Below are 14,701 nucleotides of genomic sequence, written 5' to 3' on the forward strand. Positions count from 1 at the left end.
CCAGGCAACCGCGCCGGGGCGACGCCCGGGGTGTCGCGCGCATGACGACCGGATGAACCCTGGCGCGGACGCCTCCCGTGGCTACCCTGGCGCCGTGCCTTTCTGGAAGCGACGCACCGATGCCGACCTGCCCGACGACGACGCCGAGCCCCTCGAGCCGCGCGCCCTGCTGCGCCTGTTCGACGAGATCGGCCAGTCGTGCGCCGACGAGGTGGGCCGCCTGGGCGGCGACCGCGACCAGGTGATCGCCACGGTCTGGTTCGCCGAGAACCAGGAGGTCAGCCGGGTCAACCTCACCAGCGACGGCCTCCCGGTCAACGCCGGCAAGAAGTTCGTGCGCGAGCTGTCGACCCAGGCCGCGCCGCTGCGTCGCCAGCCCTCCGACGGGCGGCTCGACCGGCTCGACGCCACGGTCGAGAACGGCGCCCTGAGCACCCAGGTGACCTATCGCGACTGACCAGCCGTTCGACTCCTGGTGGCCGCTGCGCGACCGGGCGGTGCTGGGGGAGCTGCTCCAGGCGTACGCCGACCCCGGCCGGGGCTATCACGACCAGGAGCACCTGCGCGAGGTGCTGGAGCGGGTCGACGAGCTGGCCGCCGCCGACCCGCGCCCGCTCGACCTCGACGTGATTCGCCTGGCGGCGTTCTTCCACGACGCCGTCTATCGCACCGGTCCGCCGGAGCCGGACGGGGCGGACGCGCAGCCGTCGAACGAGGAGGCCTCTGCCCGCTGGGCCGAGCGTGCCCTCGGCCACGAGCCGCAGCTCGCCGCGCGCGTGGCCGGGTTGGTGCGCGCCACGACCACCCACGAGGCCCCGTCCGACGACGCCGAGGCCGCCGTGCTGCTGGACGCCGACCTGGCGATCCTCGCGGCCCCGCCCGAGCGCTACGCCCGCTACGCCGCCGGCGTGCGCCGGGAGTACGCCTGGGTCGCCGCGCCCGACTTCCGCGCCGGCCGTGCCCGGGTGCTGCGCGACCTGGCGAGCCGGGAGCGGATCTACCGCACGGCGTACGCCCGCGCCCGCTGGGAGGGTCCGGCCCGGGCCAACCTCGCGGCCGAGCTGGACGACCTCGAAACTCCCAAGAATGATCGAGACGGATAGGCACGCCGGTCCGCCTCGATCATTCTCGGGTGTTTCGCCGTCAGTCGCGCACCTGCAGCAGCACCTTGCCGGCCGCCTTGCGCTCGTCCAGCGTGGCGATCGCCTCGCCGACGTCCTCCAGGTCGAGCCGGGCGCCGATCGGCGGCGCGACGTGGCCGCCCTCCCACAGCTCGAGCAGCCGGGTCCACTGCTGCTGCAGGTATGCCGGCTGCCGCAGCCAGAAGGCGCCCCACCCGACGCCGACGACCGAGATGTTGTTCAGCAGCAGGCGATTCACCTTCACCTCGGGGATGGAGCCGCCGGTGAACCCGATGACCAGCAGACGCCCCTCGGGGCCGAGCGAGCGCAGCGAGTCGGTGAATCGGTCACCGCCGACCGGGTCGACCACCACGTCGACCCCGCGCCCCTCGGTGAGGTCCTTGACGGCGTCCTTGAACCCGTCGGCCAGCACGACCTCGTCGGCCCCGGCGACGCGGGCGGTGTCGGTGCGGTCCTCGCTGGACACGACGGCGATCGTGCGGGCACCGAGCGCCTTGGCCAGCTGCAGCGACGCGGTGCCGATGCCGCCGGAGGCGCCGTGCACCAGCACGGTCTCGCCCTCGGCGAGGCGCCCGCGGTGCTCCAGCGCGAACAGGCAGGTGAGGTAGTTCATCGGCAGCGCGGCGGCGGTGTCGAGGTCCATCGCGTCCGGCAGCGCGAAGACCATGTCCGGCCCGACCGCCACCTGCTCGGCGAACCCGCCGAAGCCGGGGAAGGCGGCCACCCGCTGACCCGGCTCGAACGTGCCGGCCGGCGCCTGGCGTACGACACCGGCCACCTCACCGCCCGGGACGAACGGCAGCTCGGGCTTGAGCTGGTACTCACCCCGGGTCAGCAGCACGTCGGGGTAGGCCACGCCGGCACGGTGCACGTCGACCAGCACCTGGTCCTCGCCGGGCTGCGGCTCCGGCAGGTCGGCGACCTTCACCGACGCCGGGCCGTCGAGCGTGCTGACCTGGGCTGCGCGCATGGGAACTCCTCGATCCGGGGACGAGCTTTCGCGCCAACCTACCTGCGGGTCACCCCGGACCTTCCGCTGCGCGGACACCACCCCGGCGAGGGGGCCGCCCCCTGAGACACTGGGGGGCGTGAAGGCTTTGTTGCTGGAGAGCGTGCACCCCCTGGCCGAGAAGATGCTCGGTGACGCCGGCGTGGAGATCGAGTCCCGTCCCGGCGCCCTCGACGAGGACGAGCTGATCGAGGCGCTGCAGGGCGTCGACCTGCTGGGCATCCGGTCCAAGACCGAGGTGACCGACCGGGTGCTCGCCAGCGCGCCGCAGCTGCAGGCGGTCGGCGCGTTCTGCATCGGCACCAACCAGATCGACCTCGCCGACGCCGCCGGCCGCGGCATCCCGGTGTTCAACGCGCCGTTCTCCAACACCCGCTCGGTCGTGGAGCTCGCGATCGCCGAGATCATCGTCATGGCGCGCCGCCTCACCGAGAAGGACCGCGCGCTGCACGACGGCGTCTGGGACAAGAACGCCAAGGGCAGCCACGAGATCCGCGGCCGCCGGCTCGGGATCGTCGGCTACGGCAACATCGGCTCGCAGCTGTCGGTGGTCGCCGAGATGCTCGGGCTGCAGGTGTTCTTCTACGACACCGACGACAAGCTCGCGCTCGGCAACGCCCAGCGCTGCTCGAGCCTGAACGAGCTGCTCGACATCGCCGAGGTCATCACGCTGCACGTCGACGGCCGCAACGGCAACGCCGGCTTCTTCGGCGCCGAGCAGTTCGCGCGCATGCGCCCCCGCTCGCTGTTCCTCAACCTTTCCCGCGGCTTCGTCGTCGACTACGAGGCGCTGCGCGACAACCTGCTGTCCGGCCACATCGCCGGTGCCGCGGTCGACGTCTTCCCGCAGGAGCCCAAGCGGCGCGGCGACCCGTTCAGCTCGCCGCTGCAGGGCATCCCCAACGTCGTGCTCACCCCGCACGTCGGCGGCTCCACCGAGGAGGCGCAGGAGGACATCGGCCGGTTCGTCGCCGGCAAGCTGCGCGACTACGTCGCCCAGGGCACCACGACGCTCAACGTCAACATGCCGGCGCTCAGCCTCGGCTCGACGCCGGGGGAGTGCCGCCTGGTGCACTTCCACGCCAACGTCCCGGGCGTGCTGGCCAAGGTCAACAGCGTGCTCGCCGAGCACGGCGTCAACATCGACGGCCAGATGCTCAGCACCCGCGGCGAGACGGGCTACGTCGTCACCGACGTGGCCGAGGGCCTGTCCGACGCGGTGCTCGACGAGCTGCGCGCGATGCCCGAGACCATCCGGCTGCGCGTCATCGACTGAGCCGGCCACGCTGCTCGACGTCTTCGGGCGGCGCGACCTCGTGCAGCGCGTGCCCGTGGAACGGCACCGCCCAGCGCACCGGAGCGACCACGACCCGCTGGCGCTCCTCGTCGTCCTCGGCCACCGGCAACCCCTGCGCACCCAGCACCTCGCGCACGCGCTCGGCGACCTCGGCGACGCTGAGCCCGGTCTCCGCGAACACGCCGTACGTCATCGGCAGCCGACCCTCGGCCACCAGCTCGGCCACGTCGGAGGAGGTCGAGTAGCAGTAGCCCTCGACCGTCGCCCCGTGCCCGATGGCCACCCCTGCCGAACGCACCACCGCGTCGAGCGCGGCGTCGTCGTCGCCGCCCTCGCCGAAGCTCACCGCGAGCCCGCGCGTGGGAAGCCCGTCGATCGCGTCGAGGAGTTGGATCGCCTCGGGCGTGGCCCGGCGTACGTGCTCGTTGTGGTCGGCGATCACCGCGTCGACGAGGTCGGCGACCTCGGCGGGGGTCGGCTGCGTCTCGCCCGGGAAGACGTCCGGCACGTCGACGTCACCGAAGCCCTCGACCAACGCGTCGCGGGTGTCGATGGCCGCCGCGACCCGCAGCGCGATCGTGCCGGCGAAGGTGTCGCGCGCCGGCGGGAAGCGGCGCGGTGCGGTCTGGTCGTTGCTCACGTGGGGTGCCTCTCCGTCGGCGGCGGGTCTCCCGGACGATACTGATCCCGTCGTCGACCCGAAGGGCTTCCCCGTGTTCCGCAACGCCGGCCTGATCCTGCTGCTCATCGTGATCGCCTCGATCGTGTGGTTCTTCGTCAAGGGTCGGGTCACCCGGGCACAGGAGCAGGTGCGCGACCGCGCGCTCGAGGGGGCCAGCGTGGGCCGGGCCGCGACCGCGCGCCCCGCGGCGAAGCACCTGGCGATGATGGGCCGCACGCTCACCCTGGCCGCCGACCCGCAGCGCACCGGTGAGCTCATCGCGCAGGTGGCCGGTGCCGACGACCGGGTCACCGACGTACGTCCGGAGCCGCAGGCCCTGATCGTCGAGATCGACGGTTCTCGCCCGCTGGTGCGGGCGCACCTGCTCCCCGACCGCACGGTCGTGGGGGTCGACGAGATGACCTGGGAGATGGGCTTCCCGCAGGGGGCGTCGGTGTGGGACCGGGTCGCCGCGGCCATCGCCCAGGCCGCGACCGCGCAAGGCATCCCGGTCTCGGAGGGGACCCGGGAGTTCGTGCGGGCGGACCGGCCGCAGGAGCGCGCGGAGGTGTGGGTCGTCAAGACCTGACCGGAAAAGTCGGTCACGATCGCGGAACGGAGCAGGTGGCTGCGGCGTCGCACCATTACTCTCAGCACGGCAGCAGGGGAGCTGCCTTCTTTCCCCGAAGGGACTACACAATGAAGAACCGCCGCGCCAGCCTCCTGGTGGTGCCCGCCGTCCTCGCCGCCATGACGTTGTCGGCGTGCCAGGACGAAGCGCCCACGGCCGCCCCTCCGACGCCGGCGTCACAGCCACCGTCGCCCACGCAGACGCAGCAGCCGCAACAACCCGCCCCGTCGACCCAGGCGCCGGCCCCTGCTCCGAGCACGTCGGAGGCGCCCGCCCCGGCGCCGACGACCCAGACCCCGTCGTCGTCCGCCGCGCCGGCTCCGAGCGGTAGCGGTGCGGGCGGTCAGTGCGAGAGCAGCTCGCTGTTTCCGATCAAGCGCGGTTCGGTGCAACCAAAGCCCCTGAACACCCCGCAGACCGGCACGAGCCTCTCCGACCGCACGGCCGAGATTCGGATCGGCAACCCCGAGATCGACACCTCCGGTGGGGACAGCTACTTCCCTGGTGACGGCATGCAGACCGTGATCTACCCGGTGACCATGAAGATCACCAACGGCAGCTTCATCGTGGCCCGGCTCGCATACGGGCTCGTCGACGACCAGGACAACCCGTGTCAGCCGGACACCCTCGGCGGGGTGCTGCCGAAGGGGGAGCAGTTCGAGGTCGAAACCGTCCAGGAGGGCTCGAGCCTGACCAAGAAGATCGCCTTCGCCGTCCCGATCGGGGCCGACCTGAGCAAGTACAGCGTCGTCTTCGCTGACGACTACAACTCCGGCGACGCCGAACTGGCCTGGACGGCCAAGTGACCCAGTGGCGTGACCGCCACACCGATGCACGACGACCCAGCTCGACAGCCGTGGCGCTGTCCGGCACGCCCGAGAGGAAACCGAACGCTATGAGCAAGACCCGCCGAGCCAGCCTGGCCGTGGTGCCCGCCGTCCTCGCCGCCATGACCTTGTCGGCGTGCCAGGACGAGGCGCCGACCGCCGCGCCTCCCACGGCTGCGTCCCAGCCGCCGTCACCGAGCCAGACCCAGGAGCCTGCTCCGACCAGCCAGGCGCCGGCCCCCGCGCCGTCGACCACCGAGCAGCCAGCGCCGACGCCCACGTCGGTGCCGCCTAGCTCGGCGGCACCCGCGCCGTCGGCCAGCGGTAGCGGAGGTGGTGTGTGCGAGGACACCGGCTCCTACACGATCGATCGTGGGTCCGTGAGCGCCAAGCCCCTGAACACCGTGCAGAAGGGCAAGGGCATCGGCGGGACGATCGACATCAGCTTCGGTCAGCCCACCCTCGACACCTCCAGCGGCAACAGCTTCTTCCCGGGGGAGGGGATGCAGACGGTGATCTACCCGGTGACCCTCAAGCTCTCGGACGGCGACTTCTTCACGGCGAGCTACCTGAAGTTCGGACTCACCGACCAGTCCGGAAACCCGTGCAAGGCAGACGTGCTGAACGCGGTGATCTCCGGCAGCGACAAGCTCGACGTCGAGTCGCTGAGCCCCGGCGACACGCTGACCAAGAAGCTGGCATTCGCCGTGCCGGTGGGCGCCGACCTGAGCAAGTACTCCCTGGTCTTCAACGACGATTCCAACGGCGACGCCGAGGTGGCCTGGACGGCCAAGTAGGTCGTGACCGCTCCGGGAGACCGGATCACAGACGCCGCGCGGGCCACCCGCGCGGCGTCTGCGCGTCGGGACGCACCGGTGACAGGCCGCTGCCCGACGGTGCGCCGTGTGGTGCCGGATAGGGTTGCCGCCGTTGTCGTCCCGCGTGACGCGAAGGAACCTCGAGCGTGACCCAGTCCACCCGCCCTGATGCTGTCGCCGGCCCGTTGCTGGGCCCGGCCGACGAGCAGCGTCGCGCCGGCCTGCGCCGGATGCGGCTGGTCGCGACGGGGCTGCTCGGCCTGGCCGCGGTGATCTTCGTGCTCACCCTGGACCGCGACGGCTTCTGGGGATACGTCAACGCGGCGTCCGAGGCCGCGATGGTCGGTGCGGTCGCCGACTGGTTCGCCGTGACCGCGCTGTTCCGCCACCCGCTCGGCCTCAAGGTGCCGCACACCGCGCTGATCCCGCGCAAGAAGGACCAGCTCGGCGCGAGCCTGGAGGACTTCGTCACCGAGAACTTCCTCACCCCCGAGCTGGTCCAGGAGCGGCTCGCGCAGGCCGACGTCACGCTGCGCCTGGGGGAGTGGCTGCGCCAGCCGGAGAACGCCGACCGCGTGGTGCAGGAGGTGGCGCCCACCCTGGCCCACGCCGTGGGGTCGGTGCGCGACGACGAGGTGCGCACCCTGCTGGAGAACTTCCTGCTGCCGCGTCTGGCCCGCGAGCCGATCAGCCCGGTGGCCGGCAGCCTGCTGGAGGGCGTGGTCGAGGACGGCTCGCACCACGGGCTGGTCGACATCGCCACCCGCGAGCTGCACACCTGGGCCTCGGCCAACAAGGCCGTCATCGCCGGCATCATCGGCGAGCGCGCCCCCTGGTGGTCGCCCAAGTGGCTCGACGACACGGTCATCGACCGCATGTACGTCGAGATCATGAGCTGGCTCACCGACGTGCGCGACCAGCCGCAGCACCCCGCCCGGCGCGCGCTCGACGACCTGCTGCGCCAGCTCGCGCAGGACCTGCAGCACGACCCCTCGACCATGCAGCGCGCCGAGCAGCTCAAGGCCCGGCTGCTGCTGCACCCCGGCGTCGCCGACGGGATGCTCTCGCTCTGGGGGTCGGTGCAGCGCACGGTCGTCGACGCGCTGGGCGACCCCGGCGGCCCGCTGCGCACCCGCCTCGCGGTGATCCTCGCCGACCTCGGTGACCGGGTCGTGCGCGACGCCGACCTGCGCGACTCGCTCGAGCGCCGGCTCAGCGACGCCGTGGGCTACGTCGTGCAGACCCACGGCCGCGAGATCTCCACCCTCATCTCCCAGACCGTGGCGCGCTGGGACGGCGACGAGGCCGCCCGCCGCATCGAGCTGCAGGTCGGGCGAGACCTGCAGTTCATCCGGATCAACGGCACCGTCGTCGGCGGGCTCGTCGGCCTGGTCATCCACGCCCTGACCCAGCTGGCCTGACCCGGTCCGGCGCCGACCCTTCTCGCGATGCGAGAGCGGCGTCCTGCGCGTCAAGACGCTGTCGTACGCTCGACGCAGGTCAAGAGCGCCAGCGCCAAGTCCCGGCTCGCTGGCCGGCAACCCTCCACCGCGGTGGGGTGCCCCGGGAACAGACCTGGCCGGTGCTCGACGGGAGGGCCCGGCAAGCGCGGGCGCAGAGTCCCTGAACCCGCACCGCCACCGGCGCGGGCCGGTGGCGACCGTTCGACGCGAGGAGACGGCCATGACCACCGAGACCACCAGCCCCAACTGGTCCTTCGAGACCCGCCAGCTGCACGCCGGCCAGGAGCCCGACCCGACCACGGGCGCCCGGGCGCTGCCGATCTACCAGACGACGTCGTACGTCTTCAAGGACACCGAGCAGGCGGCAAACCTGTTCGGGCTCAAGGAGTTCGGCAACATCTACTCCCGCCTGATGAACCCCACGCACGACGTGGTGGAGCAGCGGATCGCGAGCCTCGAGGGTGGCGTCGCCGCGCTGCTCGTCGCCAGCGGCCAGGCGGCCGAGACGCTGGCCATCCTCAACATCGCCGAGGCCGGTGACCACGTGGTGGCCAGCCCCTCGCTCTACGGCGGCACGTTCAACCTGCTGAAGTACACGCTCCCGAAGTACGGCATCGAGGTCACCTTCGTCGAGGACCCCAACGACCCCGAGTCGTGGCGGGCAGCCGCGAAGGACAACACCAAGCTGTTCTTCGGCGAGACGATCTCCAACCCCAAGAGCGAGGTGCTCGACATCGAGGGGGTGGCCGCGGTGGCGCACGACCTCGGGGTGCCGCTGGTGGTCGACAACACCATCGCGACGCCGTTCGTCACCCGCCCGCTCGAGCACGGGGCCGACATCGTGGTGCACTCGGCGACGAAGTACCTCGGCGGCCACGGCACGACCATCGCCGGTGTCATCGTCGACGGCGGCAGCTTCGACTTCGGCAAGGACCCCGAGAAGTTCCCCAACTACAACACGCCCGAGGAGAGCTACCACGGGCTGGTCTACGCCCGTGACCTCGGCGTCGGCAGCGAGCTCGGCGCCAACCTGGCGTTCATCCTCAAGGCGCGCGTGCAGCTGCTGCGCGACCTGGGCCCGGCGAGCTCGGCGTTCGACGCCTTCCTCATCGCGCAGGGACTGGAGACGCTGAGCCTGCGCATCGAGCGGCACCTGGAGAACACCCGCAAGGTCGCGGAGTTCCTGCAGGGCCACGACCAGGTCGAGTCGGTGCGCTGGGCCTCGCTGCCCGGCGACGACAGCTACGAGCAGGCGCAGAAGTACGCCCCGCGCGGCGCGGGCGCGGTGCTCGCCTTCGAGATCGCCGGCGGCATCGACGCCGGTCGGCGCTTCGTCGACGGCGTGACCCTGCACTCGCACGTGGCGAACATCGGCGACGTGCGCTCGCTGGTCATCCACCCGGCCTCGACCACGCACAGCCAGGGCGGCGACGAGGACCGGCTGGCCGCCGGGGTCACCCCGGGGCTCGTGCGCCTCTCGGTGGGCATCGAGCACATCGACGACATCATCGCCGACCTCGAGCAGGGGTTCGCCGCCGCGAAGGGCTGACCAGCGAGCGTCCAGCCAGTCTTCAGGCGCACCGCCTAGGGTGCGCCGCGTGGTGAGCGAATCAGCAGACGTACGAACCGCTTCCGGTGACCGAGCCTGGCGCCCGACGACGCGCGGTCGGGGAGTGACCCGGCGCAGCGCGCTCGTCGGGGGCTCGGTGCTGGGCGCGCTGGCCCTCGCCGGCTGCAGCGACGACGCGAGCTCCGGCGGCGGCTCCGGGACGTCTGCGTCCGGGTCGGGGGCCTCCGGCTCCGGCGGCGCGACGCAGGCGACGCCGCTGAAGCACCCGGCCGGGCTGTCCTACGGCACCTGGCTGCGGCCGACCTCGCACCTGCTCGACGCCGCCAGCACCAAGGCGGTGCTCGTGGAGTTCCTCGACTTCGAGTGCGAGGCCTGCGGCGGCATCTTCCCGGTCATCGAGCAGCTGCGCGAGGAGCTCAAGGGCCAGCTGACGTACGCCATCCGCTTCTTCCCGCTGGGCGGTCACCGCAACTCGGTGCCGGCCGCGCAGGCCGCCGAGGCCGCCGCGCGGCAGGGCAAGCTGGAGCCGATGTATCGCCAGCTGTTCCAGAACCAGACCGCATGGACCGAGCAGCAGGGACCGGTCGACCAGCAGCTGCGCGGCTTCGCCCAGGCCGCGGGCCTCGACCTGACCCAGTGGCAGCGCGACCGCACCTCGCAGTCGGTCGCGAGCCGGGTGCAGGCCGACCTGACTGACGCGAACACCCTTCGGCTGCAAGGGACTCCGAGCTTCTTCTTCAACGGCCAGCCGTTCCAGCCGCAGAGCGTCGACGACATCCGCAACCGGGTGCGCGACGCGAACAAGGCATGAGCGGGCACGGGGTGGCGATGCCGCGGTGGCGCGCCGCGGTCGTCACGGTGGCCGGGCTGATCGGCCTGGCCGCCGCCCTGGTGCTGTCGATCGAGAAGTACCAGCTGCTCGTCAACCCGTTCTACCGGCCCTCGTGCAGCGTCAACGAGAAGGTCAACTGCACGGCCGTGATGCAGTCCGAGCAGTCGGCGCTGCTCGGCTTCCCCAACCCCTACCTCGGGCTCATCGGCTTCGCGATCGTGCTGACGATCGGCGTGGCTGCGCTCGCCGGCACCCGCTTCCCGGGGTGGATCTGGAAGGGCCTGTCGCTCGGCATCCTGGCCGGGCTCGCGCTCGTGGCGTGGCTGGCGTACCAGAGCATCGTGGTGATCGAGGCGCTGTGCCCCTACTGCATGGCGGTGTGGGTCGTGACGATCGTGCTGGCCGCCGTGGTGTGGCCGTTCGCGCTGCGCCGGTCCTCCTCCCGCTGAGGAACGGGGGAGCGGGCCGCGAGCGGCGGGTGGGAAGATGGGGGACTGATGAGTTCTGCTGCCCCCGCCGAGTCGCGTCCGCCCCGCCGACGGGGGCGCGGACGCGGCCACCGACGTACGCCGGAGTCGCCCGAGCAGCGCCGCGCGCGGCAGGAGCGGCGCCGGGCGACGGTGCCCGCCATCACCTATCCCGAGGCGCTGCCCGTCTCGGCGGCGCGCGACGACATCGCCGCGGCGATCCGCGACCACCAGGTCGTGGTCGTCGCCGGAGAGACCGGCTCCGGGAAGACCACCCAGCTGCCGAAGATCTGCCTGGAGCTGGGGCGCGGCATCGACGGGACGATCGGCCACACCCAGCCGCGGCGCATCGCCGCCCGGTCGGTGGCCGAGCGGATCGCCGAGGAGCTCGACGTCGAGCTGGGCCAGCAGATCGGCTACCAGGTGCGCTTCACCGAGCAGGCGCAGCGCGACACCCTGGTCAAGGTGATGACCGACGGCATCCTGCTGTCGGAGATGCAGCGCGACCGCGACCTGCGCCGCTACGACACGCTGATCATCGACGAGGCGCACGAGCGGTCGCTCAACATCGACTTCATCCTCGGCTACCTCAAGCAGCTGCTGCCGCGCCGCCCCGACCTCAAGGTGATCATCACCTCGGCCACCATCGACCCCGAGAAGTTCGCGAATCACTTTGCGGTCGAAGGGGTTCCGGCGCCCATCATCGAGGTGTCGGGGCGGACGTACCCCGTCGAGGTGCGCTATCGCCCGCTGGTGCGCACCGAGGAGACGGGGGAGGGCGCGACCGAGGTCGACGTCGACCAGGTCACCGGCATCGTCGAGGCGGTCGAGGAGCTGTGGACCGAGGCGCGGCCCGACGGCGGGCCGCAGGACATCCTCGTCTTCTGCTCGGGCGAGCGCGAGATCCGTGACGCTGCAGAGGCGTTGGCGGGTCTGCAGCTGCCCAGCACCGAGATTCTGCCGCTGTTCGCCCGGTTGTCGGCGGCCGAGCAGCACCGGGTGTTCAGCCGGCACAGCGGTCGCCGGGTCGTGCTGGCCACCAACGTCGCCGAGACCTCGCTCACCGTGCCGGGCATCCGGTACGTCATCGACACCGGCACGGCGCGCATCTCGCGCTACAGCCAGCGGCTCAAGGTGCAGCGGCTGCCGATCGAGCCGGTCTCGCAGGCCTCGGCGACGCAGCGCACCGGTCGTGCCGGGCGGCTCGCCGACGGGATCTGCATCCGGCTCTACTCCGAGGAGGACTTCGCGTCCCGGCCGGAGTTCACCGACCCGGAGATCCAGCGCACCAACCTGGCCTCGGTCATCCTGCAGATGACCTCGCTGGGCCTCGGCGACATCGCGCGCTTCCCGTTCGTCGACCCGCCCGACGCGCGGCAGATCACCGACGGTCTGCGGCTGCTCGAGGAGCTCCAGGCGGTCGACCCGCACGCGGTGGACCCGCGCAAGCGGCTGACGGCGGTCGGCCGGGCGATCGCGCCGCTGCCGGTCGACCCGCGGCTGGCGCGCATGCTGGTGGCCGCCTCGGAGAACGGCTCGCTGCGCGAGGTGCTCGTGATCGTGGCGGCGCTGTCGATCCAGGACCCGCGGGAGCGGCCGGCCGACCAGCAGGCGCAGGCCGACCAGAGCCACGCCCGGTTCAAGGACGAGCACTCCGACTTCGTCGGCTACCTCAACCTCTGGCGATACCTCAAGGAGCAGCAGAAAGCGTTGAGCGGCAGCGCTTTTCGGCGCATGTGCAAGCGCGAGTTCCTGCACTACCTGCGGGTGCGCGAGTGGCAGGACCTGCACACCCAGCTGCGGCAGGCGTGCAAGCAGCAGGGCCTTGTGCGCAGCGACAACGACGCCTCGCCCGACCAGATCCACCAGGCGCTGCTCACCGGGCTGCTGTCGCACGTCGGCCTGCGCGACCGCGACCGCCGCGACTACTTCGGCGCCCGTGGTGCACGGTTCGCGATCCAGCCGGGCTCGACGCTGTTCCGCCGGCAGCCGGACTGGGTCATGTCGGCCGAGCTCGTCGAGACCACCCGGTTGTGGGCGCGCACCAACGCCGTCACCGACCCGGCCTGGGTCGAACGCGCCGCTGCGCACCTGGTGAAGCGGACGTACGCCGAGCCCCACTGGTCGCGCAAGCGCGGCAGCGTCATGGCGGCCGAGCGGGTGACGCTGTACGGCGTGCCGCTGGTGGCCGGGCGACAGGTCGGCTACGGGTCGGTCGACCCGGCGCTCTCCCGCGAGCTGTTCATCCGCAACGCGCTGGTCGAGGGCGACTGGGAGACGCGGCACGCGTTCTTCCGCGAGAACCAGCAGCTGGTGCGCGAGCTGTCCGACCTCGAGGCGCGGGCGCGACGCCGCGACCTGCTCGTCGACGACCACGCGCTGATGGAGTTCTACGACGAGCGGATCCCCGAATCCGTCGTGTCCGCAGCGCATTTCGACGCCTGGTGGAAGAAGCAGTCGCGCGAGACGCCCGACCTGCTGACCTACAGCCGCGAGCTGCTGCTGGCCGAGGGGGCCGAGGAGGTCGACCAGTCGGCCTTCCCCAAGAGCTGGCGGCAGGGCGAGCTGCGGCTGCGGCTGACCTATCAGTTCGAGCCCGGCACCGACGCCGACGGCGTGACCGTGCACATCCCGGTCGAGCAGCTCAACCAGGTCGACGACGAGGGGTTCGACTGGCTGGTGCCCGGCATGCGCGAGGAGCTCGCGGTGGCGCTGATCAAGTCGCTGCCCAAGGCGATCCGCCGCAGCGTCGTGCCCGCGCCCGACCACGCGCGGGCCGCGCTCGCGACGATCGGCCCCGAGGACGGTCCGCTCGACGAGGCGCTGGCCAGGGCGCTGCGCGAGCGGGTCGGTGCGCCGGTCGCTGCGGCCGACTTCGACTCGGCGCGGGTGCCCGACCACCTGCGCATGACGTTCCGCGTCGAGGACCACCGGCGCCGCCGGCTCGCCGAGGGGAAGGTGCTCGCCGAGCTGCAGCAGCAGATGGCCGGACGGGTGCGCTCGACGATCGCGCGAGCCGCGTCGTCGGTCGAGCGAGAAGGCTTGCGGCAGTGGAGCTTCGGCGACCTGCCCGCGACGTTCGAGACCAAGCAGGGCAAGCGCAGCGTGCAGGGCTTCCCCGCGCTGGTCGACGAGGGCGACTCGGCGGCGGTCAAGGTGCTGGCGAGCCGGCAGGAGGCCGATGCCGCCAGCCGCCTCGGCGTGCGGCGGCTGCTGCTGCTCGGCACCGACGTGCCCTGGAAGCGCATCCTCGGGCTGCTCGACAACCGGCAGCGGCTCGCGCTCGGCAGCAACCCGCACGGCACCATGCAGGACCTGCTCGACGACGCCCTGGCCGCGGCCGTCGACTCGGTCGTGGCCGAGCAGCCGCAGGGCCAGGTGCGCAGCGACGCGGCGTTCGAGCAGGCCCTCGCCGGCGTGCGCCAGCAGGTGGTGCCGCGCGTCATCGAGATCGTCGACGACCTGGTGCCGGTGCTCGACCACAGCCGGCAGCTGACGTTGCGGCTCGACGCGATGAGCCAGCCGTCCGTGGCCCAGCTGCGCGAGGACGTACGTCAGCAGCACGCCGCGCTGATCTTCCCGGGCTTCGTGGCGGCGACCGGCAAGGGGCGCCTGCGCGACCTCGACCGATATCTGCGGGCGGCGCTGGAGCGGCTCGACAAGGCGCCGGGTGACCTGCCCCGCGACGACGAGCGCGCGGCGGTCGTCGCGACGGTCGAGCGTGAGCGCGCCGACCTGCTCGCGAAGCTGCCCGCGCCCCGCCGCCTCGACCGCGACGTGGTGGAGCTGCGCTGGATGACCGAGGAGCTGCGGGTCAGCCTGTTCGCGCAGCGCCTCGGCACGGCCTACCCGGTCTCGGAGAAGCGGATCTACGCCGCCATGGACGCGGTGGAGGACGCCACCGCCTGACCCGAACCGGTCGCGGAGGACGGCGTGGCGGAGCGAGACCGCGATGCCGAGTGGTCACTCGTTGCCGGTGCTGAC

13 protein-coding genes and 1 riboswitch are annotated in these 14,701 nt (G+C 72.1%); of the genes, 11 read left to right on the forward strand and 2 right to left on the reverse strand.

Annotation, left to right across the window (positions count from 1 at the left end):
- The first annotated feature begins 94 nt into the window (after positions 1–94).
- Both FB554_RS04395 and FB554_RS04400 read left to right on the forward strand, forming a co-directional pair.
- The gene (locus tag FB554_RS04395; protein WP_142004811.1) at positions 95–457 is read left to right on the forward strand and encodes a hypothetical protein; all 363 of its coding nucleotides are present in this window, start codon (positions 95–97) and stop codon (positions 455–457) included.
- Between the two features lie 40 nt (positions 458–497).
- Positions 498–1,103, forward strand: a complete 606-nt coding sequence (locus FB554_RS04400) for an HD domain-containing protein (RefSeq protein WP_211344529.1) — start codon at positions 498–500, stop codon at positions 1,101–1,103.
- Positions 1,104–1,143: 40 nt separating this feature from the next.
- Here FB554_RS04400 and FB554_RS04405 read toward each other — a convergent pair whose 3' ends face one another.
- A complete protein-coding gene (locus FB554_RS04405; protein ID WP_142004815.1) occupies positions 1,144–2,112 on the reverse strand; it encodes an NADPH:quinone oxidoreductase family protein in 969 nt (322 codons plus the stop codon).
- A gap of 118 nt (positions 2,113–2,230) precedes the next feature.
- Here FB554_RS04405 and serA point away from each other — a divergent pair, with 118 nt between their 5' ends.
- Positions 2,231–3,427: a phosphoglycerate dehydrogenase gene (gene serA / locus FB554_RS04410; protein WP_236022264.1), complete on the forward strand. Its 1,197-nt coding sequence runs from the start codon at positions 2,231–2,233 to the stop codon at positions 3,425–3,427.
- Here the strand turns inward: serA and FB554_RS04415 are convergent.
- Entirely contained in the window at positions 3,417–4,088 is a 672-nt protein-coding gene (locus tag FB554_RS04415) for a DUF6891 domain-containing protein (RefSeq protein WP_142004818.1), read from the reverse strand. The genes serA and FB554_RS04415 overlap by 11 nt on opposite strands.
- Before the next feature lie 73 nt (positions 4,089–4,161).
- Here FB554_RS04415 and FB554_RS04420 point away from each other — a divergent pair, with 73 nt between their 5' ends.
- The 8 genes from FB554_RS04420 (at position 4,162) to hrpA (ending at position 14,626) form a co-directional block, all read left to right on the forward strand.
- The gene (locus FB554_RS04420; RefSeq protein WP_142004820.1) at positions 4,162–4,698 is read left to right on the forward strand and encodes a hypothetical protein; all 537 of its coding nucleotides are present in this window, start codon (positions 4,162–4,164) and stop codon (positions 4,696–4,698) included.
- A 110-nt stretch (positions 4,699–4,808) separates the two neighbouring features.
- A complete protein-coding gene (locus tag FB554_RS04425) occupies positions 4,809–5,546 on the forward strand; it encodes a hypothetical protein (protein WP_142004821.1) in 738 nt (245 codons plus the stop codon).
- Between the two features lie 401 nt (positions 5,547–5,947).
- A complete protein-coding gene (locus tag FB554_RS17560; protein ID WP_236022265.1) occupies positions 5,948–6,364 on the forward strand; it encodes a hypothetical protein in 417 nt (138 codons plus the stop codon).
- A gap of 167 nt (positions 6,365–6,531) precedes the next feature.
- A complete protein-coding gene (locus tag FB554_RS04435; RefSeq protein WP_338070553.1) occupies positions 6,532–7,806 on the forward strand; it encodes a DUF445 domain-containing protein in 1,275 nt (424 codons plus the stop codon).
- 77 nt (positions 7,807–7,883) lie between these two features.
- Positions 7,884–8,000: riboswitch (SAM riboswitch) on the forward strand.
- A gap of 68 nt (positions 8,001–8,068) precedes the next feature.
- The gene (locus FB554_RS04440; protein WP_142004825.1) at positions 8,069–9,397 is read left to right on the forward strand and encodes a bifunctional o-acetylhomoserine/o-acetylserine sulfhydrylase; all 1,329 of its coding nucleotides are present in this window, start codon (positions 8,069–8,071) and stop codon (positions 9,395–9,397) included.
- A gap of 124 nt (positions 9,398–9,521) precedes the next feature.
- A complete protein-coding gene (locus FB554_RS04445; RefSeq protein WP_142004826.1) occupies positions 9,522–10,229 on the forward strand; it encodes a DsbA family protein in 708 nt (235 codons plus the stop codon).
- Complete coding sequence (locus FB554_RS04450; RefSeq protein ID WP_142004828.1) at positions 10,226–10,699, forward strand: vitamin K epoxide reductase family protein; 474 nt, start codon at positions 10,226–10,228, stop codon at positions 10,697–10,699. The genes FB554_RS04445 and FB554_RS04450 overlap by 4 nt, the downstream gene beginning before the upstream one ends.
- A gap of 48 nt (positions 10,700–10,747) precedes the next feature.
- Entirely contained in the window at positions 10,748–14,626 is a 3,879-nt protein-coding gene (gene hrpA / locus FB554_RS04455) for an ATP-dependent RNA helicase HrpA (RefSeq protein WP_142004830.1), read from the forward strand.
- Positions 14,627–14,701 lie beyond the last annotated feature (75 nt).

The organism is Barrientosiimonas humi (assembly GCF_006716095.1).
In the GTDB taxonomy this organism is placed as follows: Bacteria; Actinomycetota; Actinomycetes; order Actinomycetales; family Dermatophilaceae; genus Barrientosiimonas; species Barrientosiimonas humi.